Annotated in this window: 25 protein-coding genes; 6 read left to right on the top strand and 19 right to left on the bottom strand. The window is 73.9% G+C overall.

Annotated features, from left to right (window positions below; all coding sequences use genetic code 11):
• Positions 1-9 precede the first annotated feature (9 nt).
• Together GA0070623_RS29050 and GA0070623_RS29045 are read right to left on the bottom strand one after the other, a co-directional pair.
• Positions 10-432: a hypothetical protein gene (locus GA0070623_RS29050; RefSeq protein ID WP_067305194.1), complete on the bottom strand. Its 423-nt coding sequence runs from the start codon at positions 430-432 to the stop codon at positions 10-12.
• Positions 433-583: 151 nt separating this feature from the next.
• Positions 584-1,189: a DNA-3-methyladenine glycosylase gene (locus GA0070623_RS29045; RefSeq protein WP_067305192.1), complete on the bottom strand. Its 606-nt coding sequence runs from the start codon at positions 1,187-1,189 to the stop codon at positions 584-586.
• 129 nt (positions 1,190-1,318) lie between these two features.
• On the opposite strand from GA0070623_RS29045, the gene GA0070623_RS29040 reads away from it, so the two are divergent.
• Both GA0070623_RS29040 and GA0070623_RS29035 read left to right on the top strand, forming a co-directional pair.
• Positions 1,319-1,726, top strand: coding sequence for a DNA-binding protein (locus GA0070623_RS29040; RefSeq protein WP_067305189.1), 408 nt, complete (start codon positions 1,319-1,321; stop codon positions 1,724-1,726).
• 483 nt (positions 1,727-2,209) lie between these two features.
• Positions 2,210-2,560 (top strand): MmcQ/YjbR family DNA-binding protein, encoded by a 351-nt coding sequence (locus tag GA0070623_RS29035; protein ID WP_067305185.1) that lies wholly within the window; start codon positions 2,210-2,212, stop codon positions 2,558-2,560.
• A 69-nt stretch (positions 2,561-2,629) separates the two neighbouring features.
• Here the strand turns inward: GA0070623_RS29035 and argH are convergent, their stop codons facing one another.
• The 7 genes from argH to argC form a co-directional block, all read right to left on the bottom strand.
• The gene (gene argH / locus GA0070623_RS29030) at positions 2,630-4,093 is read right to left on the bottom strand and encodes an argininosuccinate lyase (protein ID WP_067305182.1); all 1,464 of its coding nucleotides are present in this window, start codon (positions 4,091-4,093) and stop codon (positions 2,630-2,632) included.
• 82 nt (positions 4,094-4,175) lie between these two features.
• Positions 4,176-4,685 carry an arginine repressor gene (locus GA0070623_RS29025; protein WP_067305179.1) on the bottom strand — a complete coding sequence of 170 codons (510 nt, stop codon included), beginning with the start codon at positions 4,683-4,685 and terminating at the stop codon, positions 4,176-4,178.
• Positions 4,682-5,611, bottom strand: coding sequence for an ornithine carbamoyltransferase (argF, locus tag GA0070623_RS29020; protein ID WP_067305176.1), 930 nt, complete (start codon positions 5,609-5,611; stop codon positions 4,682-4,684). The genes GA0070623_RS29025 and argF overlap by 4 nt, the downstream gene beginning before the upstream one ends.
• Positions 5,608-6,852: an acetylornithine transaminase gene (locus GA0070623_RS29015; protein WP_067305172.1), complete on the bottom strand. Its 1,245-nt coding sequence runs from the start codon at positions 6,850-6,852 to the stop codon at positions 5,608-5,610. Before GA0070623_RS29015 ends, argF begins: the two co-directional genes overlap by 4 nt.
• Positions 6,849-7,775, bottom strand: a complete 927-nt coding sequence (argB, locus tag GA0070623_RS29010; RefSeq protein ID WP_067305169.1) for an acetylglutamate kinase — start codon at positions 7,773-7,775, stop codon at positions 6,849-6,851. Before argB ends, GA0070623_RS29015 begins: the two co-directional genes overlap by 4 nt.
• Positions 7,772-8,944, bottom strand: a complete 1,173-nt coding sequence (argJ, locus tag GA0070623_RS29005; RefSeq protein ID WP_067305166.1) for a bifunctional glutamate N-acetyltransferase/amino-acid acetyltransferase ArgJ — start codon at positions 8,942-8,944, stop codon at positions 7,772-7,774. Before argJ ends, argB begins: the two co-directional genes overlap by 4 nt.
• 55 nt (positions 8,945-8,999) lie before the next feature.
• On the bottom strand, positions 9,000-10,001 hold the full coding sequence (gene argC / locus GA0070623_RS29000; RefSeq protein WP_067305162.1) for an N-acetyl-gamma-glutamyl-phosphate reductase: 1,002 nt from the start codon (positions 9,999-10,001) through the stop codon (positions 9,000-9,002).
• Between the two features lie 219 nt (positions 10,002-10,220).
• On the opposite strand from argC, the gene GA0070623_RS28995 reads away from it, so the two are divergent.
• Positions 10,221-11,942 carry a beta-1,3-glucanase family protein gene (locus tag GA0070623_RS28995; RefSeq protein WP_067305158.1) on the top strand — a complete coding sequence of 574 codons (1,722 nt, stop codon included), beginning with the start codon at positions 10,221-10,223 and terminating at the stop codon, positions 11,940-11,942.
• A 56-nt stretch (positions 11,943-11,998) separates the two neighbouring features.
• On the opposite strand, the gene pheT is transcribed toward GA0070623_RS28995, so the two are convergent.
• The 9 genes from pheT to GA0070623_RS28950 all read right to left on the bottom strand — a co-directional run bounded on the left by pheT (position 11,999) and on the right by GA0070623_RS28950 (position 20,205).
• A complete protein-coding gene (gene pheT, locus GA0070623_RS28990) occupies positions 11,999-14,545 on the bottom strand; it encodes a phenylalanine--tRNA ligase subunit beta (RefSeq protein ID WP_067305155.1) in 2,547 nt (848 codons plus the stop codon).
• 40 nt (positions 14,546-14,585) lie between these two features.
• Positions 14,586-15,665, bottom strand: a complete 1,080-nt coding sequence (gene pheS / locus GA0070623_RS28985) for a phenylalanine--tRNA ligase subunit alpha (RefSeq protein WP_067305152.1) — start codon at positions 15,663-15,665, stop codon at positions 14,586-14,588.
• 260 nt (positions 15,666-15,925) lie between these two features.
• Positions 15,926-16,765, bottom strand: a complete 840-nt coding sequence (locus tag GA0070623_RS28980; RefSeq protein WP_067305149.1) for a TrmH family RNA methyltransferase — start codon at positions 16,763-16,765, stop codon at positions 15,926-15,928.
• Between the two features lie 31 nt (positions 16,766-16,796).
• On the bottom strand, positions 16,797-17,189 hold the full coding sequence (rplT, locus tag GA0070623_RS28975; protein WP_067305147.1) for a 50S ribosomal protein L20: 393 nt from the start codon (positions 17,187-17,189) through the stop codon (positions 16,797-16,799).
• A gap of 32 nt (positions 17,190-17,221) precedes the next feature.
• On the bottom strand, positions 17,222-17,416 hold the full coding sequence (gene rpmI, locus GA0070623_RS28970; RefSeq protein WP_026267805.1) for a 50S ribosomal protein L35: 195 nt from the start codon (positions 17,414-17,416) through the stop codon (positions 17,222-17,224).
• A gap of 18 nt (positions 17,417-17,434) precedes the next feature.
• On the bottom strand, positions 17,435-18,085 hold the full coding sequence (gene infC, locus GA0070623_RS28965; RefSeq protein ID WP_067305144.1) for a translation initiation factor IF-3: 651 nt from the start codon (positions 18,083-18,085) through the stop codon (positions 17,435-17,437).
• 445 nt (positions 18,086-18,530) lie between these two features.
• On the bottom strand, positions 18,531-19,004 hold the full coding sequence (locus GA0070623_RS28960) for a PH domain-containing protein (RefSeq protein ID WP_067305141.1): 474 nt from the start codon (positions 19,002-19,004) through the stop codon (positions 18,531-18,533).
• A 45-nt stretch (positions 19,005-19,049) separates the two neighbouring features.
• Positions 19,050-19,895 (bottom strand): ATP phosphoribosyltransferase, encoded by an 846-nt coding sequence (hisG, locus tag GA0070623_RS28955; protein ID WP_067305138.1) that lies wholly within the window; start codon positions 19,893-19,895, stop codon positions 19,050-19,052.
• Between the two features lie 46 nt (positions 19,896-19,941).
• Positions 19,942-20,205, bottom strand: a complete 264-nt coding sequence (locus GA0070623_RS28950) for a phosphoribosyl-ATP diphosphatase (RefSeq protein ID WP_067305135.1) — start codon at positions 20,203-20,205, stop codon at positions 19,942-19,944.
• Between the two features lie 198 nt (positions 20,206-20,403).
• On the opposite strand from GA0070623_RS28950, the gene GA0070623_RS28945 reads away from it, so the two are divergent.
• From GA0070623_RS28945 to GA0070623_RS28935, 3 genes are read left to right on the top strand one after another with little or no spacing between them, the layout of a single operon-like run.
• Positions 20,404-21,273: an ABC transporter substrate-binding protein gene (locus GA0070623_RS28945; protein ID WP_067305132.1), complete on the top strand. Its 870-nt coding sequence runs from the start codon at positions 20,404-20,406 to the stop codon at positions 21,271-21,273.
• On the top strand, positions 21,270-22,151 hold the full coding sequence (locus GA0070623_RS28940) for an amino acid ABC transporter permease (protein WP_067305129.1): 882 nt from the start codon (positions 21,270-21,272) through the stop codon (positions 22,149-22,151). The genes GA0070623_RS28945 and GA0070623_RS28940 overlap by 4 nt, the downstream gene beginning before the upstream one ends.
• A 33-nt stretch (positions 22,152-22,184) precedes the next feature.
• The gene (locus GA0070623_RS28935; protein ID WP_067305127.1) at positions 22,185-22,928 is read left to right on the top strand and encodes an amino acid ABC transporter ATP-binding protein; all 744 of its coding nucleotides are present in this window, start codon (positions 22,185-22,187) and stop codon (positions 22,926-22,928) included.
• A 117-nt stretch (positions 22,929-23,045) separates the two neighbouring features.
• Here the strand turns inward: GA0070623_RS28935 and ribH are convergent, their stop codons facing one another.
• Positions 23,046-23,546 carry a 6,7-dimethyl-8-ribityllumazine synthase gene (gene ribH, locus GA0070623_RS28930; protein WP_067305124.1) on the bottom strand — a complete coding sequence of 167 codons (501 nt, stop codon included), beginning with the start codon at positions 23,544-23,546 and terminating at the stop codon, positions 23,046-23,048.
• Position 23,547 lies beyond the last annotated feature (1 nt).

Genomic DNA, 23,547 nt, shown 5'->3' with positions numbered 1-23,547 from the left:
TGGCCTCGGTCACCCCGGCGGCGTCGGACCCGCCGGCCCCGCGCCCTCGCTCGGCACTCCGGAACCCGCCTGGTCCGACGCGGAAGGCGGCGGACCTGCGTGGGCCGGGCCGGCCTGGACCGGGCCATCGGGGGACGTGGCAGTCGGCGACGAACCGTCGTGCGACGTGCCGGCAACCGGCGGACCCTGGTGCGACGCCGCGGTCGGCGGCTGGCCCTCGTAGGACGGAGCCGCCGACGGCTGCCCGGAGTGCGGCTGGCCGTGGCGGGCCGGGTCGGCGGGCGGCCACGGCCGGGTCGGGGGTGGGGTCGGGCGGCGGCGGCCGAGCTGGACCGCCACCACGACGACCGCCGCCAGCAGCAGCATCACCACCAGCGGGATGGCCACGCAGGCCACCCGGCCGACCAGCACTCCGGCGTCGTGTGCGTCCATCCCCGTTACCTCCACCCTCGCGATGAGCGCGAATGCTAACCAATTCCGCCCGCGACGGAGGTCCCGCCTCGGGCTCCCCAGGCCACGGCTCCCCACGCCACGGCTCCCCACAGAACTGCACGGAGAACCCCGGCGGACCCGCAGGCCCGGGTCAGGTGCGTTGTCGGGGCGTGTGCCGGCGGTAGGCGCTGACCGTCGGGTCGCCAGTGATCCAGAAGCGCCACGGCACGTCGTGCGCGGCGGCCACCCCGACCCGGGGGCCCGCGGAGACGGCCGACCGGGGCACCGGAGTCGCCGGCGGGGCGAGCAGGAGCGGTCCGGTGCCGTCGAGCACACAGGTGCCGTTCGCCGATGCGGTGACGCCGAGCGCGACGGCCAGCCGGGCCGGCCCTCGGGCCAGGTCCCGGTCGGCGACGTCCCCCCGGCGCTCGCGGGCCGCCGGCAGGCCGGCGACCACCTCCCCGGCCCGCAGCAGGACAGCCGCCGCCTCCCCCTCCCCACCACAGACGATGTTGAGACACCAGTGCATGCCGAACACGAAGTACGTGTAGGCGTGCCCCGCCGGGCCGAACATCACGGCGGTCCGGGGCGTGGGTCCACGGTGGGCGTGCGACGCCGGGTCCTCGCCGGTCCCGGCGTACGCCTCGACCTCGGTCAGTCTGATCCGGACGCCGCCGGCGGCGAGTTCCCAGCCGAGCAGCGTCCGCGCCGTCTCGGCCACCTCGGCGGCCGGGGCGCGCAACCACGGGTAGTCCACCGGTCCAGGTAACGCCCTACGACGAAGATCGGCAAACCGACAGCGACATGCCGGGCGGCCGGTGTCGGGGTCCGTCGGGTCTTTAAACGTTTCGTTGACAACGGAACGTTGTTGCTCTGAAATGGTGTCATGACCGACGCCTTCAGCGCACCCGACGCGGCCCGAGCCCGAGCGGAGCGGACCTACGCCGCGCTACACCGGATCAGCACGCGGCACGCCGACACCGACGCACGACGGCAGCGGCACACCAATCCGTACCTGGCCGACCCGTGGGAGGCCGTCTCGGTGGTGACCGCGCTCGCCGCCGGCGGGGCGAAGCGCGACGACGACGAGGAGCCCGTCGACGACGCGGACCTCACCGCTGCGCTGACCCTCCTGCCGCACCTGCGCGCCGAACTCGACACCCTGGAGGCGGGACTGCTGACGATGGCCCGCGCCCGCGGACTGACCTGGCAGGCCATTGCGTTCGGGCTCGGCCTGGGCAGCGCGCAAGCGGCCAAGCAACGCTACGAACGTCTGGCCGCCCGCACCGCCTGACCCGCGGTCCGCCGGCGACGTGGTCACTGTTCCCGGTCGCCGGCGACCAACCCTCCCACCACCGTTGCGATTTGCGACTGAGAGTAGTCAGAAGACCGCCACCCGTCCCCCACTGCCGACGCTTTGCTCTGCTGACCTCGACGCGACAGGCACTCAGCGTCATGACCGCAGTGCCGAGTCGCCACCCACCTCTCCGACGTTCTTCCTGTTCAGGATCGTGGTGCGGGGAGGGCAGCAGAGCAAAGGCAGGAAGGGTGCGGTGGTGGTCACGGCAGAGACATTGCTCTGTGTAACGAGACATGTTCGCTTACCCACCGCAACCGGCGGCGCGACGGGGGCAGCACCGGCGGGAACAGCACCGGCATCGATCGGGCCGGTGGGGCCGGTCGGGCCGCGCCACAGGCACCACCACCCTCGGCCGACCGGCCGGAGCGGTCCGGTTCGGGAAGACTGGGCCGACCAACACCGCACCGGGAGGACGCGATGACGCGCGAGGAGATGCTGGCGTACTGCCTCGGCAAGCCGGGTGCCTGGCTGGACCGGCCCTGGGAGGGCGACGAGGTGGTGAAGGTGGGCAGCCGGATCTTCGCGTTCCTCGGCGCGCCCGACGGCACCGCCCGGGTCGGCGTCAAGTGCGGGCCGACCCGGGAGATCGCCGACGAGTGGCTGCACCGGTTCCCCGCCGACGCCCGGCCGATGCCCTACGTCGGCCGCTCCGGCTGGAACGCGCTCGACCTGGGCGGCGACATTCCCGACGACGAACTGGTCGACGCGGTCGACGGCTCGTACCAGGCGGTGGTGGCCAAGCTCCCCCGCCGCGAGCGCCCCACCTGACACCGGCCGGACCACGCCAGGTCGTCCGTGCCCGGCAGCAGGGGCGACGGACGACCGGCGCGGGTCAGGTCAGCGGGGGACCACCCGCTCGGCGGCCCACTCCCGCCAGCCGGTGAGCTGGTCGGACGCGGCGGCGAGCTGGTCGGCGACCGGGCCGGGGCCGGTGGAGCCGGGGGTGATCCGGGCGGCCAGCGCCGACCGGACCGACAGCACGTCACGCACCGACGGGTCGAGGTGCTCGCTGACCGCCGCCAGGTCGGCGTCGGAAACCTCGTCGAGGGCGCAGTCCCGGGCCGCGCAGAGCGCCACCAGCTTGCCGGTGATCTCGTGCGCGTCGCGGAACGGCACGTTACGCCGGACCAGCCAGTCGGCGACCTCGGTGGCGAGCGAGAAGCCCACCGGGGCGGCGGCGACCAGGCGGTCCACCCGGACGGTCATCGTGGAGATCATCCCGGCCAGGGCCGGGAGCAGCAGCTCCAGGGTGTCCACCGCGTCGAAGGCCGGCTCCTTGTCCTCCTGCATGTCCCGGTCGTAGGCCATCGGCAGGCCCTTGAGCATGGTGAGCACGCTCATCAGCCCGCCCACCAGCCGGCCGGACTTGCCCCGGGCCAGCTCGGCGATGTCCGCGTTCTTCTTCTGCGGCATGATCGACGATCCGGTGGCGAAGGCGTCGTCCAGCTCGACCCAGCCGAACTCGTGCGACGTCCAGAGCACCACCTCCTCGCCGAGGCGGGACAGGTGCACCCCCACCAGCGCGGTGACGAAGAGGAACTCGGCGACGAAGTCCCGGTCGGCGACCGCGTCCATCGAGTTGGCGAACGAGGTGCGGAACCCCAGCTCCTTGGAGACGGCCACCGGATCCAGCGGCAGCCCCGACCCGGCCAGCGCCCCCGCGCCGAGCGGGCTGATCGCCGTCCGGTGGTCCCAGTCGCGCAGCCGCTCCAGGTCCCGCAGCAGCGGCTGGACGTGGGCCAGCAGCCAGTGGCCGAAGGTGACCGGTTGGGCGTGCTGGAGGTGGGTCATCCCGGGCGCGGCCGTGTCGACGTGCCGTTCCGCCTGCTCGACCAGGGCCTCGGCCAGCTCGACCAGCCGGGCGGCCACCCCCCGGGCGTGGTCGCGCAGATAGAGCCGCAGGTCGGTGGCGACCTGGTCGTTGCGCGACCGGCCGGCCCGCAGCTTGCCGCCGAGGCTGCCGAGCCGCTCCAGCAGACCCCGCTCCAGCGCGGTGTGCACGTCCTCGTCGTCGATGGTGGGGCGGAACTGCCCGGACGCGCAGGCGGCCTCCAGGTCGTCCAGCGCGGCCAGCATCCGCCCCAGCTCGTCGGGGTCGAGCAGCCCCGCGCCGGCCAGCACCCGGGCGTGCGCCCGGGAACCGGCGATGTCGTACGGGGCGAGACGCCAGTCGAACTGGACGCTCACCGACAGCCGCGCGAGAGCCTCGGCGGGACCGCCGGCGAACCGGCCACCCCACAGACTCGTCCGGTTCGTCGCGGCGCTGTTCTCGGTCAGGCTCTTGTCGTCCACGGCGTTCATTCTGGCAGTGCTCACCTTTCGTTCCCCGACCGCGGGGTTCGGTACCGGACCGTTCCTCGTGCCCCACCCGTGGCCCGCCGGCTCACGGGGCGTTGCCGTCCCCGCTGTCCTCGCGCCGGGCCCAGCCGGCGAGCTTCTCGCCGAGCACTGCCCCGCCGTCGGTCTCCCGGGCCACCACGAGGATGGTGTCGTCGCCGGCGATGGTGCCGACGATCTCGGTCAGCCCCGCCCGGTCCAACGCGCTGGCCAGGTAGTGCGCCGCGCCCGGCGGGGTACGCAGGACGGCGATGTTGCCGCTGGAGTCGACCCCGTTGAGTAGTTCCCGCAGCAGCCGGACCAGCCGGGCCGGGGCCGCCTCGGCGTCCCGCAGCGGCCGGTGGCCGTCCTCCGGGATCAGGTAACCGGCCCGCCCGTCGCCGCCACGGGCCTTCACCGCGCCCAGCTCCTCCAGGTCACGGGAGAGGGTCGCCTGGGTGACCTGCACCCCGGCGGCGGCGAGCAGGTCGGCCAGCTCGGTCTGGGAGCGGATCGCCCTGGTCCGGATCAACTCGACGATGCGGGCGTGCCGGGCGGCGCGGGTCGGAGCGGTCATGACGAGGATGCCTCCAGGAGAAAGGTCAGCAGCGCCTTCTGGGCGTGCAGCCGATTCTCCGCCTGGTCGAAAACCACGCTGTTGGGGCCGTCGAGCACCTCGCCGGTGATCTCCTCGCCCCGGTGCGCGGGCAGGCAGTGCAGCACCTTGACGTCCGGCCCGGCGTGGGCGAGCAGCGCGTCGTTGACCTGGTACGGCAGGAACGGCGTGATCCGGTCCAGCCCGTCCTCCTCCTGACCCATCGAGGTCCAGGTGTCGGTGGCCACCACGTCGGCGTCCCGGACCGCCTCGACCGGGTCGACGAGCGCCCGCACCGAGCCACCGGTGCCGGCGGCGATCTTCCCGGCCCGGTCCAGCACCCCGGGATCGGGCTGGAACCCGGCCGGCCCGGCGACCCGGACGTGCATCCCGGCGGTCGCCCCGGCCAGCAGGTACGAGTGGGACAGGTTGTTCGCCGCGTCCCCCACGTACGCCAGGGTCCGCCCGGCGGTGCCGCCGCAGTGCTCGCGGACGGTGAGCAGGTCGGCCAGGAGCTGGCACGGGTGGTAGCCGTCGGTGAGCGCGTTGACCACCGGCACGGTGGCGTGCGCGGCGACCTCGGCGATCCGGTCGTCGCCGTGGGTGCGCAGCACGATGGCGGCGACGTAGCGGGACAGCACCCGGCCGGCGTCGGCGAGCGTCTCGCCCCGGCCGAAGTGGGTGACCTGGGTGTCCACCACGAGGGGGTGGCCGCCGAGTTCGGCGATGCCGGCGTCGAAGGAGATCCGGGTCCGCAGGCTCTGCTTGTCGAACAGCACCGCCACCGCACGCGGACCGGCCAGCGGGGTGTAGCCGAACCGGTCGGCCTTCATCCGCGCGGCCAGGTCGAGCACCGCCGACTGCTCGGCCGGGGTGAGGTCGTCGTCGGCCAGAAGGTGCCGGATCATGCGTGGGTCTCCGTCGGGTCAGAGGGGCTGGCGTGCGGGATCGTGGCCGGTGCCGGCGCGGGCGGCTGCCCACCGGCGGCCGGGGTGTCGAGGGCGGCGGGAAGGGCGGCCAGGAAGGCGTCGACCTGCCCGGCGGTGAGGATCAGCGGCGGGGCGAGCCGGATCACCCCCGGCTGGACCGGGTTGACCAGGAAACCCGCCGCCCGCAGCGCCTCGGCCACCGGGCCGGCGACCGGGGCGGCGAGCACGACGCCCAGCAGCAGCCCGGCACCGCGTACCTCGGCGACGAGCGGATGACCCAGCGCCTCGATCCCCCGCCGCAGCCGCTCGCCGATCCGCTTGACGTGGTCGAGCAACCCCTCGCTGGCGATGGTGGAGATCACCGCGAGGGCGGCGGCGCAGCTCACCGGGTTGCCGCCGAAGGTGGTGCCGTGCGACCCCGCGCGGAGCAGCTCGGCGGCCCGGCCGAAGGCCAGGCAGGCACCGATGGGCAGCCCGCCGCCGAGCCCCTTGGCCAGGGTGACGACGTCCGGTTCGACACCGTCGGCCTGGTGGGCGAACCAGTAGCCGGTACGGCCCATCCCGGTCTGCACCTCGTCGAGCACCAGCAGCGCGCCGTGCCGGGCGGTGATCCGCCGGGCCTCGGCCAGGTAGCCGGGGGGCGGCACCACCACCCCGTTCTCCCCCTGCACCGGCTCCAGGACCACCATCGCGGTCGCGTCGGTGACGGCCGCCGCCAGTGCCGCCACGTCGCCGTACGGCACATGGTCGACGTCGCCGGGCAGCGGGCGGAACGGGTCGGCCTTGGCCGGCTGGCCGGTGAGGGCCAGCGCCCCCATGGTCCGGCCGTGGAAACCCCCGGCGGTGGCCACCACGTGCGACCGGCCGGTGAGCCGGGACAGCTTGAACGCCGTCTCGTTGGCCTCCGCGCCGGAGTTGGTGAACAGCACCCGGCCGGTCCGGCCCGCCAACGCCAGCAGCAGCTCGGCCAGGGCCACCGGGGGCTCGGCGACGAACAGGTTGGACACGTGGCCGAGGGTGGCGACCTGGGTCGAGACGGCGGCCACCACCGCCGGGTGGGCGTGCCCGAGGGAGTTGACCGCGATGCCGCCGAGCAGGTCGACGTACTCCCGGCCGGCCTCGTCGACGACGACCGCGCCGGAGCCGGAGACCAGCGCCAGCGGCGGCGTGCCGTAGTTGTCCATCATGGACTGGCGCCAGCGTTCCACCAGCGTGCTCATGAACCGACCGTGCCTTCCTCGTTGGTGGGTGCGGCCGGGGTGTCGACGACCATCGTGCCGAACCCCTCGGAGGTGAAGACCTCCAGCAGCGTGGAGTGGGCGACCCGGCCGTCAACGACGTGCGCGGCGGGCACTCCCCCGCGCACCGCCCGCAGGCAGGCCTCCATCTTGGGCACCATCCCCGCCTCCAGGGACGGCAGCAGCGTCGCCAGCGCCTCGGTGCCGATCTCACTGATCAGGCTGGTGGTGTCCGGCCAGTTGGCGTACAGGCCGGCGACGTCGGTCAGGACCACCAGTTTGCGGGCCTGAAGGGCGATCGCCAGCGCGGCGGCGGCGGTGTCGGCGTTGAGGTTGTGCAACACCCCGTCGGCGTCCGGCGCGACCGTGGAGATGACCGGGATCCGGCCGGCGGCGATCAGGTCGGTCACCGCCGAGACGTCCACCGACTCCACGTCGCCGACCTGCCCGACGTCGACCGCCTCGCCGTCGACCCAGGCGGGGCGCCGCACCGCCGTGAACAGACCGGCGTCCTCGCCGGACAGGCCGACGGCGAACGGGCCGTGCGCGTTGATCAGGCCGACCAGTTCCCGGCCGACCTGACCGACCAGCACCATCCGGACGACGTCCATCGCCTCCGGGGTGGTGACCCGCAGGCCGCCCCTGAACTCGCTGGCGATGCCGAGCCGCCCGAGCATCGCGGAGATCTGCGGGCCGCCGCCGTGCACCACGACCGGTTTGAGGCCGGCGTACCGGAGGAACACCATGTCGGCGGCGAAGGCCCGTTGCAGGGTCGGGTCGACCATCGCGTTGCCGCCGTACTTGACCACCACGGTCGCGCCGGAGAACCGGGCCAGCCAGGGCAGCGCCTCGATCAGCGTCTCGGCCTTGGCCTGCGCGCGGGAGAGATCCGCGGAGAGGTTCATGTGGAGTACGCCGAGTTCTCGTGCACGTACGCGTGGGACAGGTCGTTGGTCCAGATGGTGGCCGCCGCCGACCCGGCGTGCAGGTCGATCCGGATGGCGACGTTCCGCCCGGTCAGGTCGACCTTGGCCCGGTCCTCGGCGCCGGCACCGGCACGGCACACCCAGATCCCGTTGACCGCGACGTCCACCGCGTCCGGGTCGAACGCGGCGGCGGTGGTGCCGACGGCGGCGAGGATCCGGCCCCAGTTCGGGTCGTTGCCGAACAACGCGGTCTTGACCAGGTTGTTGCGGGCCACCGAACGGCCCACCTCGACCGCGTCGTCCTCGTCGGCGGCACCGACCACCTCGATGGCCACCTCCTTGGTCGCCCCCTCGGCGTCGGACACCAACTGCTGCGCCAGGTCGTGACAGGCGACGGTGACGGCCGCGGTCAGCTCGGCCTCGTCGGGCTCCACCCCGGACGCCCCGCTGGACAGCAGCAGCACCGTGTCGTTGGTCGACATGCAGCCGTCGGAGTCCACCCGGTCGAAGGTGACCCGGGTGGCGGCCCGCAGCGCGGCGTCCAGCAGCTCCGGCCCGGCCACCGCGTCGGTGGTCAGCACGCAGAGCATGGTGGCCATCCCGGGGGCCAGCATCCCGGCCCCCTTGGCCATCCCACCCACCGTCCAGCCGGCCCCCCGGGCGACGGTGGTCTTCGGCCGGGTGTCCGTCGTCATGATCGCCTCGGCGGCGGCCGGGCCACCGTCGCGGGCCAGCGCCCGGATCGCGGTACGCACCCCGGGCAGCAGCTTGTCCATCGGCAGCCGCTCACCGATCAGCCCGGTCGAGCAGACCGCCACGTCACCGGCGCCGAGCCGCAGCCGGGGGCTGGACGCGGTGAGCGCGGCGGCGGTGTGCTCCGCGGTGGCGTGGGTGTCCTGGAAACCGGCCGGGCCGGTGCAGGCGTTCGCCCCGCCGGAGTTGAGCACCACGGCCCGGACCACGCCACCCCGGACGACCTGCTGGGTCCAGCGCACCGGCGCGGCCTTGACCCGGTTGGTGGTGAAGACGCCGGCCACCCCGGCGTCCGGGCCGTCGTTGACGACCAGGGCGACGTCGGCCGCCCCGCCGCTCTTCAACCCGGCCGGCACACCGGCCGCACGGAACCCCCGAGGGGCGGTGACACTCACTGGACTGACCTTTCGTTCGCGACTGCGGGGCTCCGCTGCGCTGCGCTCCTCGCGCTCACGGTGTTACTCCAAAGAGGGGCAGGCCGGTGGTTTCGGGGAGGCCGAGCATCAGGTTGGCGTTCTGCACCGCCTGGCCGGCGGCGCCCTTGCCGAGGTTGTCGATGGCGCTGACCACGATGACCCGGCCGGAGTCGACGTCGACGGTGGCCTGGAGGTGGCAGGAGTTCGCCCCGGCGGTGGCGGCGGTGTGCGGCCACGCCCCCTCGGGCAGCAGGTGCACGAACGGCGCGTCGGCGTACGCGGCGGCCAGCACCGCGCGCGGGTCGGCGTCGCCGGTGGGCACGGCGGTGACGGTGGCGAGGATGCCGCGCGGCATCGGGGCGAGCACCGGGGTCAGCGACAGGCCGGTCGCCCCGGTGGCCTGCTTGATCTCCGGGACGTGCTGGTGGGCACCGACCTTGTAGGGCGACAGGTCCCCCATCACCTCGCTGCCGAGCAGGTGCGCCTTGGCGGCCCGCCCGGCCCCGGAGGTGCCGGAGGCGGCGACCACCACCACGTCGGCGGGTGCGACCGCACCGGCGGCGACCAGCGGCGCGAGGGCCAGGGTGACGGCGACGGCGTAACAGCCGGTGTTGGCGACCCGGGTCGCCCCGGCGATCGCGGTCCGCTGGCCGGGCAGCTCCGGCAGGCCGTACGTCCACGCCCCGGCGTGCGGGCCGCCGTAGTAGCGGGACCAGGCGTCCGCGTCGCGCAGCCGGTGGTCGGCGCCGAGGTCGACCACCCGGACCGACTCCGGCAGCTCGGCGGCGAGCGCCGCCGACTCGCCGTGCGGCAGGGCCAGGAAGACCAGGTCCGCGTCGGCCAGCGTGGCCGCGTCCGTCGCGGCGAACACCAGGTCCAGCCCCGCGAGCTGCGGGTGTACGGCGCTGACCGGCGCACCGGCCTGGCGGTGCGCGGTGGCGGTGACCAGGTCGAATTCGGGGTGACCGGCGATCAGGCGCAGCAGCTCGCCCCCGGCGTAGCCGCTCGCTCCGGCGACCGCAGTTCGGATACCCATTCTCACCTCCGCATGACTATGCAGAGAAGGTTAGCGGTCCGCCGACCGTCTATGCAAGTTAATACAGCCTACTGCATGGACATGAGGAAGTGACCCGGACCATCCCTATCCATTGACAGCCATGAGGGTATTGGCCATCCTGAGAGAGCGCTCTCTACCTGTCTATCAGCCACATACCACCCGCCCGCCGCTCGCCGCCCACGGCCGAAGGAGTCGTCGTTGCGTACCCCCAGAAGCTGGGCCACCGTCCTCGCCGCGATCGCCATCGCCGGCATCACCACCCTCGGCCTCACCACCGCGCCCACCCGCGCCGTCGGACCGTCCCCCCTGCCGCTGACGGTCACCAACAACACCGGCCGGGCGGAGGCCGTCCACCTCTACCTCCTCGGCGTCGACCTCGCCTCCGGCCGGCTCGGCTACGTGACCGCCGGGGGCGTCTTCACCCCCTGGCCGGCCGGCGGCCAGCCGCCCACCCCCGCCCCCGACGTCTCGATCGCCGGGCCCGCCAACGGCGGCAGCGTCACGCTCCGGGTTCCCCGTGGCCTCTCCGGCCGGGTCTACTTCTCCTTCGGCCAGAAGCTGCGCTTCTCACTGACCCCGGACGGGCTGGTCCAGCCCGCCCCATGGGCGGCCGGCGACCCCAACCGCGACATCCTGTTCGACTGGTCCGAGTTCACCTACAACGACGCCGGGCTCTGGCTCAACAGCACCCAGGTCGACATGTTCGCCGTCCCGCACGCGGTCAGCGTCACCGGCGCGAGCGGCACCACCCGGCGGGCCGGCCAACTCGTCAGCGGCGGCCGACAGGCCGTCATCGACGCCGTCCGCGCCCAGCCCGGCTGGGCCGACACCGTCCAGACCCGGTCCGACGGCACGGTGCTGCGGGTGCTCTCCCCCGGCAAGGCCGTCGACGCCGGCCGGTTCACCCCCGGCTACCTCGACCCGTACATCGACGCGGCCTGGCGCTCCTACACCACCCGGACGCTGACCGTGACCCCGTTCACCGACCGGCCCGACGTGCGCTACCTCGGGCGTACCACCGGCACCACGATGACGTTCACCGACCCGACCGGCCGACAGGTCGCCACCTTCACCAGGCCCACCAGCTCCGACGTGTGGGACTGCGACGGGACGCTCGCCGCCCCCAACGACCAGGTGGTCGGACCGATCGCCCGGACGCTCTGCGCCGCTCTGCACCGCGCCACCCTCGACACCATCACCACGCAGCCCGGCGGCGGCCCCGCCGACTTCTACCGGGGCACGCTGACCAACCACTACTCCCGGATCATCCACCAGCACATGGTCGACGGCCGGGCGTACGGCTTCGCCTTCGACGACGTGCTCGCCCAGGAGTCCCTGGTGCACGACGGCGATCCGCGCGCCGCCGGCCTGACCCTCACCCCGTTCACCGGCACGGCCACCCCGACCCCCACCGCCACCGCCAGCCCGACCGCACCCCCCGGCCAGCCGTGGAACGCGACCCGCCACCTGCAGGCCGACGGCACCCTGGCCGGCACCACCGGATCCGCCGGCACGGTCACCCTGGCGGCGGCGAACGGCAACCACGACGGCACCCCCACCAATGCCCGGGTCTTCACCGCACGTGGGCTCACCGGCACCTGGACCGGCGCAGCCACCACCTTCGACCTGGCCGTCGACGCCGGCACCGCCGTCGGTGACGGCGTCCAGGCCCGGGTGTCGTACGACCTCACCGGCGACGGCACCACCGACCGGGTCGAGACGTACGCCTACTTCGCCACCGACCCGGTACCCGGCGTCGAGCGCTACCGGCAGACCCAGGGGCTGCGCTCGGCCACCGGCACCCTCGGCAACCTCCGCGGCGGGACGGTGACCGTGCAGGTGTGGAACGCCATCGGCGGCACCCCCACCACCCTCGGCGTCGGCGACGCCTCCCGCGTCGTACTGCCCTTCACCGGCTGACCGGCCGACGGCCCCGACCCGGTGACCGGGTCGGGGCCGTCGACGGGCCGGTACGGCTACGCGCCGCGCAGCGTCGCCCCGAACCGCGCGGCGGCCACGGCGACGGCGGCGTCCCGGGCGGCCACCGCCTCCTCCACGGTCAGCGTCCGGTCCGGAGCCCGGAAGGTGAGCTTGTACGCCAGCGACCGGCGGCCCGCGCCGAGCGACTCCGAGGCGTACACGTCGAAGAGCCGGACCTGCTCCAGCAGCTCGCCGGCCCCCTCGACCAGCGCGGCGCGGACGTCGGCGGCCGGCACCGTGTCGTCCAGCACCAGCGCCACGTCGATCAGCGCCGGGGGGAACCCGGACACCGTCGGCGCGGACGCCACCGGCGCGGCCGGCAGGGCGTCCAGGTCCAGCTCCATGGCGCTGGTCCGGCGGGGCAGCTCCAGCGCCGCCACCACCGTCGGGTGCAGCTCACCGGCGTGGCCCACCACCACCCCGTCGACCACCAGCGCGGCACAGCGACCGGGGTGCCAGGGGGCCTGCTCGGCGGCCCGTACCTCGATCCGCTCGGCCGGCAGGTCGGCGGCGGCCAGCACGGCCCGCCCGGCCTCCACCGCGTCGGCCCACCCGGCGGCGCGGCCCGCGCCCCACCAGCCGGCCGGCTCGACGTCCCCGGTGAGCACCACCGCGACGTGCCGGGGCTGGGCGGGCACCACCGCGTCGGCGGCGGCGAACTCGGCGTCGGTGGGACGCCGGTCCACCCCCATGGCCGGTGGGGCGCCCACGCCGGGACGCGGCTGGAACACCGCGCCGATCTCGTAGAGCGCCAGGTCACGGTGGCCCCGGCCCAGGTTGCGCTTGAGGATGCCGAGCAGCGGGCCGAGCAGCGTGGTGCGCAGCAGCGGCTCCTCCTCGGACAGCGGGTTGGCCAGCCGCACCGCCGGCCGGCGCGGGTCGTCGGCCGGCAGCCCGAGCTGGTCGGCCAGCTCCGGGGCCACGAACGGCAGGCCCAGCACCTCGACGTAGCCGCGTTCGGCCAGCGAGCGGGCCACCGCCCGGCGGCGGCGCTGCTGCCAGGTGAGGCCCCGGCCGGGTGGCGCGGTGGGCAGCACCGACGGCACCCGGTCGTACCCGTCGAGGCGGACCACCTCCTCGACCAGGTCGGCCGGGTCGGTGAGATCGGGCCGCCAGGTCGGCGGGGTGACCGTGAGCACCTCGCCGGTGCCGGCGGTCGTGCCCACCGCCCCCGGGTCCTCGGCCAGCCGGTCGCCGCCCCGGCTCACCGTGCAGCCCACCTGCTCCAGCAGGTCGACCACCCGCTGTGGGGGGTAGTCCACCCCGATCCGGCGCGACGGCAGGTCGACGGGGAGGACGACCGGACGCATCGGCCGGACGTGGTCGAGGTCGAGGATCTCCGCGCCCGCCTCGCCACCACCGTGCGCGGTGAGCAGCTCGACGGCGCGCTGGAGGGCCACCAGCGGCAGGGCCGGGTCGACGCCCCGCTCCCACCGCTTGGCCGCCTCGCTGAACAGCCGGTGCCGGCGGGCGGTACGACCGACCATCACCGGATCCCAGTGGGCGGCCTCCAGCAGCACGGTGGTGGTGCCGCCGACCACCTCGCTGGTCTCCCCGCCCATCACCGCGGCCAGCGAGACCGGCCCGGTGTCGTCGCAGATCACCATGTCCTCGACGGTCAGCGAGCGGACCACCCCGTCCAGGGTGGTCACCTTCTCCCCCGCCTCGGCCCGGCGCACCACCAGCGGGCCGGTGATCCGGTCGGCGTCGAACGCGTGCATCGGCTGGCCCAGTTCGAGCATCACGTAGTTGGTGACGTCGACCGCCAGTGAGATGCTGCGGATGCCGGCCACGGTCAGCCGCTGCCGCATCCAGCCCGGGGTGGCCGCCGTCGGGTCGACACCCCGGACCATCCGGGCGGTGAACCGGTCGCAGCCCACCGTGTCGCGCAGCTGCACCGGGTACGCCGGCTCGGCCGTCCCGGCCGGCGCGGGCACCCGGCCCGGATCCCGGAAGGGCAGGCCCAGCGCGTACGCCAGCTCCCGGGCGATGCCCCGCACGCTCAGCGCGTACCCCCGGTCGGGGGTGATCTCCAGCTCGACCACGACGTCGTCGAGCCCCACCACCGGCCGGGCGTCGTCGCCGGGCCGGGCCGGGGTGTCGGGCGGCAGCACGATGATGCCGGCGTGGTCGTCGCCGAGGCCCAGCTCCTGCGCGGAGCAGATCATGCCGGCCGACATCCGGCCGTACGTCTTGCGCGCGCCGATGGTGAAGTCGCCGGGCAGCACCCCGCCGGGCAGGATCACCACGACCCGGTCGCCCGGGGCGAAGTTGCGCGCCCCGCAGACGATCTCCTGCGGCTCGCCGGTGCCGTTGGCGGTGCCGACGTCGACCAGGCAGTGCCGGATCGGCTTCTTGAAACCGGTCAGCTCCTCGATCTCGCGGACCTCGCCGACGACCAGCGGACCGGTGACCGTCCCGCGCAGGTCCACCACGGACTCGACCTCGATGCCGAGGTCCACCAGGGCCTGCTCCAGGTCCTCGGTGGGCAGGTCGACGGGGAGGTCGACGTGCTCCCGCAGCCAACTGACAGAAATTCGCATGACTCAGACCACCGTCTCCGTGACTCGTACCCGCATCGCCCTACGCCCCGGCCCCGAACGCGCGGGTGAACCGCACGTCGCCCTCGGCCATGTCCCGCATGTCGCTGACCCCGTGCCGGAACATCACCGTCCGGTCGATGCCCATGCCGAACGCGAACCCGGAGTAGACCTCCGGGTCGATGCCGCAGGCCCGCAGCACCCTCGGGTTGACCATGCCGCAGCCGCCCCACTCGACCCAGCGCGGGCCGTCGCGGTGCTCGGGGAACCAGACGTCGAACTCCCCCGACGGCTCGGTGAACGGGAAGTAGTGCGGACGCCAGCGGGTCTTCGCGCCCTCGCCGAACATGGCCCGGGCGAAGTGGTCCAGGGTGCCGCGCAGGTGTGCCATCGTGATCCCCCGGTCCACCACCAGACCCTCGACCTGGTGGAAGACCGGCGCGTGGGTGGCGTCCAGCTCGTCGGTGCGGTAGACCCGGCCGGGCACCACCACGTAGATGGGGGGCTTGCGGGTCAGCATGGTGCGCGCCTGCACCGGCGAGGTGTGGGTGCGCAGCACCAGGCCGGAGGCGTCCGCGCCCGGCGGCGGTGCGACGTGGAAGGTGTCCATCAGCCCGCGCGCCGGGTGGTCGGCGGGGATGTTCAACGCGTCGAAGTTGGTCCACTCCAGCTCGACCTCGGGGCCCTCGGCCACCTCGTAGCCCATCCCGACGAACAGGTCGCTGATCTGCTCCATCAGCGTGGACAGCGGGTGCCGGGCGCCCCGGGGCCGCCGGTCGTACGGCAGGGTCACGTCGACCCGCTCCTCGACCAGCACCCGGGCGGCCTGCTCCCGCTCCAGCACCTCGGCGCGGGCGGCGTAGGCGGACTCGATCGCCCGGCGGGCCTCGTTGACCCGCTTGCCGGCGTCGGACTTCGCGGCCGGCGGCAGCGCGCCGATCTCCCGGCGGGCCAGCGACACCGGGGACCGGTCGCCGAGGTGCGCGGGGCGCAGCGCGGTCAGCGCGTCGGGGTCGGCGGCGGCGGCGAACGCCTTTTCGGCGTCGGCCACGGCCTCGGCCAGGGCGGCCGGGTCGAGCAGGGCGACCTGCTTCGGGTCGTACGGATCGTTGCGGTAGCTCATGGCGTACGGGCACTCCCTCACGGCGGCGCCGGCCCTCCCGGGCGGCTAGGCGAGTCTACGGACGCGCGGCGATGCCGCAGCCCGCCGGTGGGAGTTGCGCGCGGGAAGGGTCAGGCCCGCCGCCCGCCGACACCGGCGGGCTGGCTAAACGAACGCCGTGGCGCGTTCCTCAACTGACCGACTCCCTGCGTGATGTGTGCGGTGCGGTGTCTGTGTGACGCCGGTGTCTGCGTGACGACGGTGTGCGTGTGACCGGCGTGTCAGCGCAGCGCTCGCGCTGAAGCGTACAGGCAGACCGCGGCCGCCGCAGCAAGGTTCAGGCTCTCGGCCCGCCCGTGCAGCGGCACCCGGACCCGGGCGTCGGCGACGGCGGTCAGCTCCGCGGGCAGGCCGTGCGCCTCCGAGCCGAACAGCCAGGCGGTGGGCGCGGCGAGCCGGCCGTGGTCGGCGAGGTCGTCCAGGTCGCTGTCGCCGTACCCGGTGGTGGCGAAGACCGAGAGCCCGGCGGCGCGCAGCGCGTCGACCGTCGCGGGCAGCTCCGGGGAGCGCACCACGTCGACGTGGAAGAGGCTGCCGGCCGAGGCCCGCACGCACTTGCCGTTGTACGGGTCGACGGTGTCCCCGGCGAAGACCACCGCGCCCGCGCCGGCCGCGTCGGCGGTCCGCAGCACGGTGCCGGCGTTGCCCGGGTCACGGATCCCGGCGAGCACCGCGACCAGGCGGGGTCCGCGTGCCAGGGCGGTCGCCAGCGGTACGTCGAGGTGCCGGCAGACGGCGACCAGCCCCTGCGGGGCGACGGTCTCGGTCAGCGCGGCCAGGGCCTCGTCGGTGACCTCGGAGACCGGCAGGTCGGCCCGGGCGGCCCGGGCCGCCAGCTCGGCGTGCCGGTCCAGCGCGGCCGGGGTGCCGAACAGCTCCACCACCGTGCCGGTGCCGTCGAGCGCCTCGCGGACCGCCTGCGGCCCCTCGGCCAGGAACCGGCCGGTGGCGTCCCGGTCCCGCCGACGGTGCAGCCGCCGGGCGGCGACCACCCTCGGGGTCCGCGGGGTGAACGGGCCGGCGACGGCGTCGAGGCGTCTCCCGCGCGCTGGTGACTGCATGGGAGACGCCTCGATCTGCTGCCGGGGTGGGTCAGGCGGCCTGAGCCGCGGCGCCACCGGTGCCCTCGGCCGTCACGGCGGCGCGGGCCAGCTCGACGATCGCGGCGAACGCCGCGGCGTCGTGGACGGCCAGGTCGGCCAGGATCTTGCGGTCGACCTCGATGCCGGCCAGCCGCAGACCCTGGATGAGCCGGTTGTAGGTCATGCCGTTGGCCCGGGCGCCAGCGTTGATGCGCTGGATCCAGAGCTGCCGGAAGTCGCCCTTGCGGTCACGACGGTCCCGGTAGGCGTACTGCATCGAGTGCAGCACCTGCTCCTTGGCCTTGCGGTACAGCCGGGAGCGCTGACCGCGGTAACCACTCGCGGTCTCCAGCAGGGTACGACGCTTCTTCTGGGCGTTCACAGCCCGCTTGACGCGTGCCATCTCAACTCCTTGTTAGGTAAAGGTGGCGCGCGTCAGCGGCCGAGCAGCTTCTTGATTCGCTTGACGTCAGCCTTGGCCAGCTCGACCGTGCCGGTCAGCCGCCGGGTCTGGGTGGAGGGCTTCTTCTCCAGGTTGTGGCGAAGGCCGGCCTGCTGGGCGACGATCTTGCCCTTGCCGGTCACCTTGACCCGCTTGCCCATACCCGTGTGGCTCTTCATCTTCGGCATGTGGAACGTCTCTCCCTGTTACTGGCCGCTGGGGTCAGCGGTCGGGCCGGTCTCGCCGGCTGCTGCGGTCTCGCCGGCCACCGGGGCCTCGCCCTGTGCCGGCGTCGCGGACTCGTCCGTGGTCCGGTCCCGGGGACCGGTGCGGGACGCCGTGGCGGCGACCGCGGAGGCCTTGACGGCCCGGTGCGGAGCGAAAACCATGATCATGTTTCGACCGTCCTGCTTCGGAGCGGCCTCGACGTATCCCAGGTCCGTGATCTCGGACTCGAGCCGACGCAGGAGCCGGTAACCCAGCTCCGGGCGGCTCTGCTCGCGACCGCGGAACATGATCGTCACCTTGACCTTGTCGCCCGCCTTGAGGAACCGCACCACGTGACCCTTCTTGGTCTCGTAGTCGTGCGGGTCGATCTTCGGCCGGAGCTTCATCTCCTTGATGACGGTCTGCTGCTGGTTACGCCGCGCTTCGCGCGCCTTGAGTGCGCTCTCGTACTTGAACTTGCCGAAGTCCATGAGCTTGCACACCGGCGGGCGCGCCATCGGCGCAACCTCGACCAGGTCCAGGTCGACGTCCGCGGCCAGCTGCAGGGCGCGCTCCAGCGGGACGATGCCCACCTGCTCACCCTCAGGGCCGACCAGTCGGACCTCACGTGCCCGGATCTGATCGTTCACGCGTGGTTCGACGCTGATGGGGCCTCCTCGAGTCGGATCTGCCGGGTAGCCGACCCCGCGCGGCCCCCGGGTGGGGGCGACTCGGAAAGCAGAAGGCCCCGGCGCATGCCAGGGCCCGCTCGACCGGTCGGCACGATCATATGATCGCGCATCCGGGCCCGGGACAGGCCCGGAACCGGTGACCGGACCCGGCCACCTACTGGGGGCGACTCGGGTGGGAGCAGGCGCTCCGCTTCAGGACCACCCGCACGCCGCAGGCGGGGGCAGTCTGGTCGACTTACCTACACTACACCCGCACCCGACCATCCCCCAAACCGGGGCCGCCCAGGCCAGGCCCACGCCCGGCGGGACCGGCCGCACCACCGCCCCGGCCGGGCGGGCCGCACCCGGTTACCCGGCGGAGGCCGTCGGCCGCGTTACCGGGCGGGGGCGTCGGCCGCGACGCTCACGGGTGGGTCGACGCGCCGCCGAGCCGGGACAGGTGCGCCTGGTGCAGCCGGCGCAGCGCCCGCACCCCGTCGACCGCGGTCTCCTTGTCGGCCGCCTGGAGGGCCACCATCGGCAGCAGGTCGTCGTCGTGCAGCTCCAGGCTGGCCCAGGGTGCGCCCCGGTCGAAACGCACCCCCCGGACCACCTCCCAGGGCAGCTCGTACGAGCCGAGCACGTTACGCACCCGGACCCCACGGGCGTCCGCCTCGACCCGGGGCCGGGTGAACAGCAGGATGCCCAGCGCGCCGAGCACCCCGAGGCCGACCATGGCGAACTGGTCGCCACGCTGGAACGTGCCGTAGCCCTCACCGGTCGCCCCGGTCAACGAGGTCGCCACCAGGCTGAAGACCACCAGCAGGGCGACCGCCGAGGCCCAGCAGACGACCCGGATGCGACGCGGCTTGAGGCGGATCAACTCGGTGTCGCTCACCCGACCAGTCTGCCACCCGCCCCCGGCCGGCGTCGCGGCGGCGGCTCAGAGTCGACAGGCGTGGATGTTGGTGACCAGGATGGCGCGGGCGCCCAGCTCGTACAGCTCGTCCATGATCCGGTGCACGTCGTCGCGGAGGACCATCGCCTGCACGGCGACCCAACCCTCCCGGTGCAGCGGGGAGACCGTCGGCGACTCGATGCCCGGGGTGAGCGCGCTGGCCCGGTCGAGCAGCCCGGCCGGCACGTCGTAGGCGAGCATCACGTACCGGCGGGCCACCAGCACCCCGTGCAGCCGGCGCAGCAACTGCTCCGCCTGCGGGTGGGCCGGTGCGGCGGCCCGACGGACCAGCACCGCCGAGGAGCGCAGCAGCGGGTCGCCGAAGACGACCAGGCCGGCCTGGCGCAGCGTCGCGCCGGTCTCCACCACGTCGGCGACGACGTCGGCTACCCCGAGCCGGATGGCGTTCTCCACCGCGCCGTCGAGCCGGATCACGTCGGCCTTGACGCCGAGCTCGGCCAGATAGCGCTCGACCAGCCCCGGATACGCGGTGGCGATCCGGTGCCCGCCCAGCTCCTGGACGTCGCCGACGTCCTCGGGGCGGGCGGCGAACCGGAAGGTGGCCCGGCCGAACGCCAGGTCGACCACCTCCTCGGCGGGTGCGCCCGAGTCGATCAGCAGGTCCCGACCGGTGATCCCGACGTCCAGGTCACCCGAGCCGACGTAGGTGGCGATGTCCTTGGGCCGCAGGTAGAAGAACTCGATGTCGTTGGCCCCGTCCGGGCAGACCAGGTCCTTGGGGTCGGTGCGCTGGCGGTAGCCCGCCTCGCGCAGCATCTGGGCGGCCTTCTCGGCCAGGGCGCCCTTGTTGGGTACGGCGACACGCAGCATGACGGAGTGCTCCTTCGATCGGATCAGATCAACGACGCGGGCGCACTCACAGATGTCGGTAGACGTCCTTCAACTCCAGGCCACTGGCCAGCATGAGCACCTGCACCTGGTAGAGCAGCTGGGAGATCTCCTCGGCGGTGCGCTCCGGCCCCTCGTGCTCGGCGGCCATCCACGACTCGGCCGCCTCCTCGACGACCTTCTTGCCGACGAAGTGCACCCCCTTGGCCAGGGCGTCGACCGTGCCCGAGCCCGGCGTGCCGGCGGCGGCCTTGGCCTGGAGCTCGGCGAACAACTCCTCGAACGTCTTCACGGGACCGGATTCTTCCAGCCGCCCGTCGGGGCCGTGCGCTCCGGGTCCGGCCGTGTCGTCCGGCCCACCGCCGGGCTCCCGGGGGATGGGACAGCGGCCGGCGACGGGCGACCCGCCGGAGCCGGCCGGATATCGATCTCCCATCTACCTGACGGGACACCTTCCCGGGAATCGGCGATCTTCTTTATCCTGGCGGCCATGGTCAGCAGCAGCTCACGTACCCCTACCGCCGCCGTCGCCGCCGCGCTCCTGGCCGCCGTGGCCGGATGCGCGCCCCAGGAGAACGTCCCCACCCCCGACGCCGCCCCCACCACGCCCTCCTGCACCAAGGAGGGCCTGAAGACCCGGACGCCGGGCAAGCTCACCGTCGCCACCGACGAACCCGCGTACGCGCCGTGGTTCAAGGACAACAAGCCGGACAGCGGCGAGGGCTTCGAGGCCGCCGTCGCGTACGCGGTAGCCGAGAAGCTCGGGTACGCCCGCGCGGACGTCACCTGGACCCGGGTGAAGTTCGACGCCGCGATCGCCCCCGGCCCGAAGAACTTCGACTTCGACGTCAACCAGTTCTCCATCACCGAGGAGCGCAAGCAGGCGGTCGACTTCTCCCCGCCGTACTACCTGGTCCGGCAGACGGTCATCGCGCTCAAGTCGTCGAAGATCGTCGGCAAGAAGTCGGTGGCCGACCTCAAGGACGCCAAGCTCGGCGCCCAGGTCGGCACGACCAGCTACCAGGCGATCACCGACCTGATCAAGCCGAAGGCGAAGCCCCAGGTCTACAACAGCAACGACGACGCCAAGAAGGCCCTGCAGAACGGTCAGCTCGACGGCCTGGTGGTCGACCTGCCCACCGCGTTCTACATCACCGGCTCGGAGATCACCGACGCCACCGTGGTCGGGCAGCTGCCGCAGGTCGGCGCGCCGGAGGCGTTCGGCCTGCTGCTGGACAAGGACTCCCCGCTCACCTCCTGCGTCAGCCGGACGATCGGGGAACTCGCCGAGGCCGGCACCCTCAAGCAGCTGGAGCAGAAGTGGCTCGCCCAGGTGGCAGGGGCGACCGAACTCCAGTGAGCCACCCGCCGCCCCGCCCACCCGACACCCCGACGCCGCACCGGCGGCACGTCCCCTCGGCGGCCCAGCGGCGACGGGCCGCGTACCGGCGGCGGCAGACGACCCGCAGCGTGCTGGTCGCCGCCGCCTCCACGGCGGTGCTCGGCACGCTGCTGGTCGTCGCGGTCACCGGGGCACCCGGCTGGGACCGGGTCCGCCGGTCGTTCCTCGATCCGGCGATCGCCCGGGACGCGCTGCCCGAGGTGCTCGCCGGGCTGTGGCTCAACGTCCGGCTGCTGGTCTGCTGCGCGGTCGGGGCGCTGTTGCTCGGTCTGCTGATCGCGCTGCTGCGCACCCTGCGCGGGCCGGTCTTCTTCCCGGTCCGGGCGCTCTCGGCGGGCTACACGTACACCTTCCGGGGCCTGCCGCTGATCATCGTGCTGTACGTGCTCACCCTCGGCGTGCCCGGACTACGGTTGCAGGGCATGCCGCCGGTGCTGGTGCTCGGCGGGCTGGCGCTGGTGCTCACCTACGGCGGTTACCTGGCGGAGGTGTTCCGGGCCGGCATCGAATCGGTCCACCCGAGCCAGCTCGCGGCGGCCCGCTCGCTGGGGCTGACCTACCGGCAGACCATGCGGCACGTGGTGCTGCCGCAGGCCGTCCGGCGGGTCGCGCCGCCGCTGCTCAACGACGTGGTGGCGATGCAGAAGGATGTCGGGCTGGTCTCCCTGGCCGGACCGATCGACGCGGTCCGGGCGGCCCAGATCGCCACCGCGCAGAGCTTCAACTACACCCCGTACATCCTCGCCGGGGTGCTGTTCGTGCTGCTCGCCATCCCGCTGATCGCGGTCACCGACTGGGTGACCCTGCGCTCGGCCCGACGCCAGTCCGGAGGCTGAGATGGCCGTGTCGACGACCCGCCGGAGGCGGCGATGGCCGTACTGACCTGTCGGGGGCTGCGCAAGGAGTTCGGCGGGCAGGTGGTGCTCGACGGCCTCGACCTGACCGTGGACGAGCACCAGGTGGTGGCGCTGATCGGGGCGTCCGGCTCGGGCAAGTCGACGTTGCTGCGCTGCGTCAACCTGCTCGAGGAGCTGGACGACGGGACCATCGAGCTGGACGGCGAGGAGATCTCCGATCCCCGGGTCGACCCCGACCGGGTGCGTCGGCGCATCGGCATGGTCTTCCAGTCGTACAACCTGTTTCCGCACCTGAGCGTGGTGGAGAACGTCACCCTCGCCCCGCGCCGGGTGCACCGGCGGGGGCAGGCCGAGGCCGAGGCGCAGGCCCGGGAGCTGCTCGACCGGGTGGGGTTGGGCGCGAAGGCGGACGCCTACCCCGACCGGCTCTCCGGCGGCCAGCAGCAGCGGGTGGCGATCGTCCGGGCGCTGGCCAACTCCCCCCGCCTGATGCTGCTGGACGAGGTCACCTCGGCGCTCGACCCGGAGCTGGTCGGCGAGGTGCTGGCGATGATCCGCGACCTGAAGGCCGACGGGATGACGATGGTGCTGGCCACCCACGAGATGGGGTTCGCCCGGGACGTCGCCGACCAGGTCTGCTTCCTCGACGCCGGCCGGGTGGTCGAGGCCGGGCCGCCCGCCCGGGTCCTCGGCGAGCCGACCCAGCCACGGACCCGGCAGTTCCTCAGGCGGATCATCGAGGCCGGCCGGCTCTGACCGCCGCGACGGCGGCCCGCAGCGGCCGGTCCGACCGGTCCGGCCCGGCGGCGCGGCCCGCAGCGGCCCAGCCGCCAGGAGCCGCCAGGGCGGCCGGGCCGGAGCGTCGGGCCGGGGTCAGCCGGCGAAGCCGACCGGCTGGGCGTTGCCCACGGCCACGGACCGGAGCGCCAGCGCGGCGTCCAGCGCCGCCACGGTCGCCGCCCAGCCCTTGTCCTCGGCGGAGCCGGGCAGCCCGGCCCGGTCCCGCGCCTGGTCCAGGGTGTCCACCGTCAGCACCCCGTGCGCCACCGGCTTGCCCTCGTCCAGGGCGATCCTGGTCAGCCCGTCGGTCACCGACCGGCAGACGTAGTCGAAGTGGGCGGTCGTCCCCCGGACCACCACACCCAGCGCCACCACCACGTCGCAGCGCCGGGCCAGCGCCTGGGCCACCACCGGCAGCTCCACCGAGCCGGCCACCCGGGCGGTCACCGCCCGCGCCCCGCACGCCTGCGCGGCGGCGACGGCCCGGTCGAGCATGTGGTCGGTCAGGTCGCCGTGCCAGCGCGCGGCCACCACGCCGACGGTCAGCCCGGCGGCCTCCACCGGGGTCGCTCCGGGTTCACCGAAACCCGCCATG

The sequence above is a fragment of the Micromonospora rifamycinica genome, assembly GCF_900090265.1.
GTDB classification, from domain to species: Bacteria; Actinomycetota; Actinomycetes; order Mycobacteriales; family Micromonosporaceae; genus Micromonospora; species Micromonospora rifamycinica.
The sequence above is the reverse complement of the archived record's forward strand: the minus strand, read 5'-3'. Positions and strand labels throughout refer to the sequence as shown.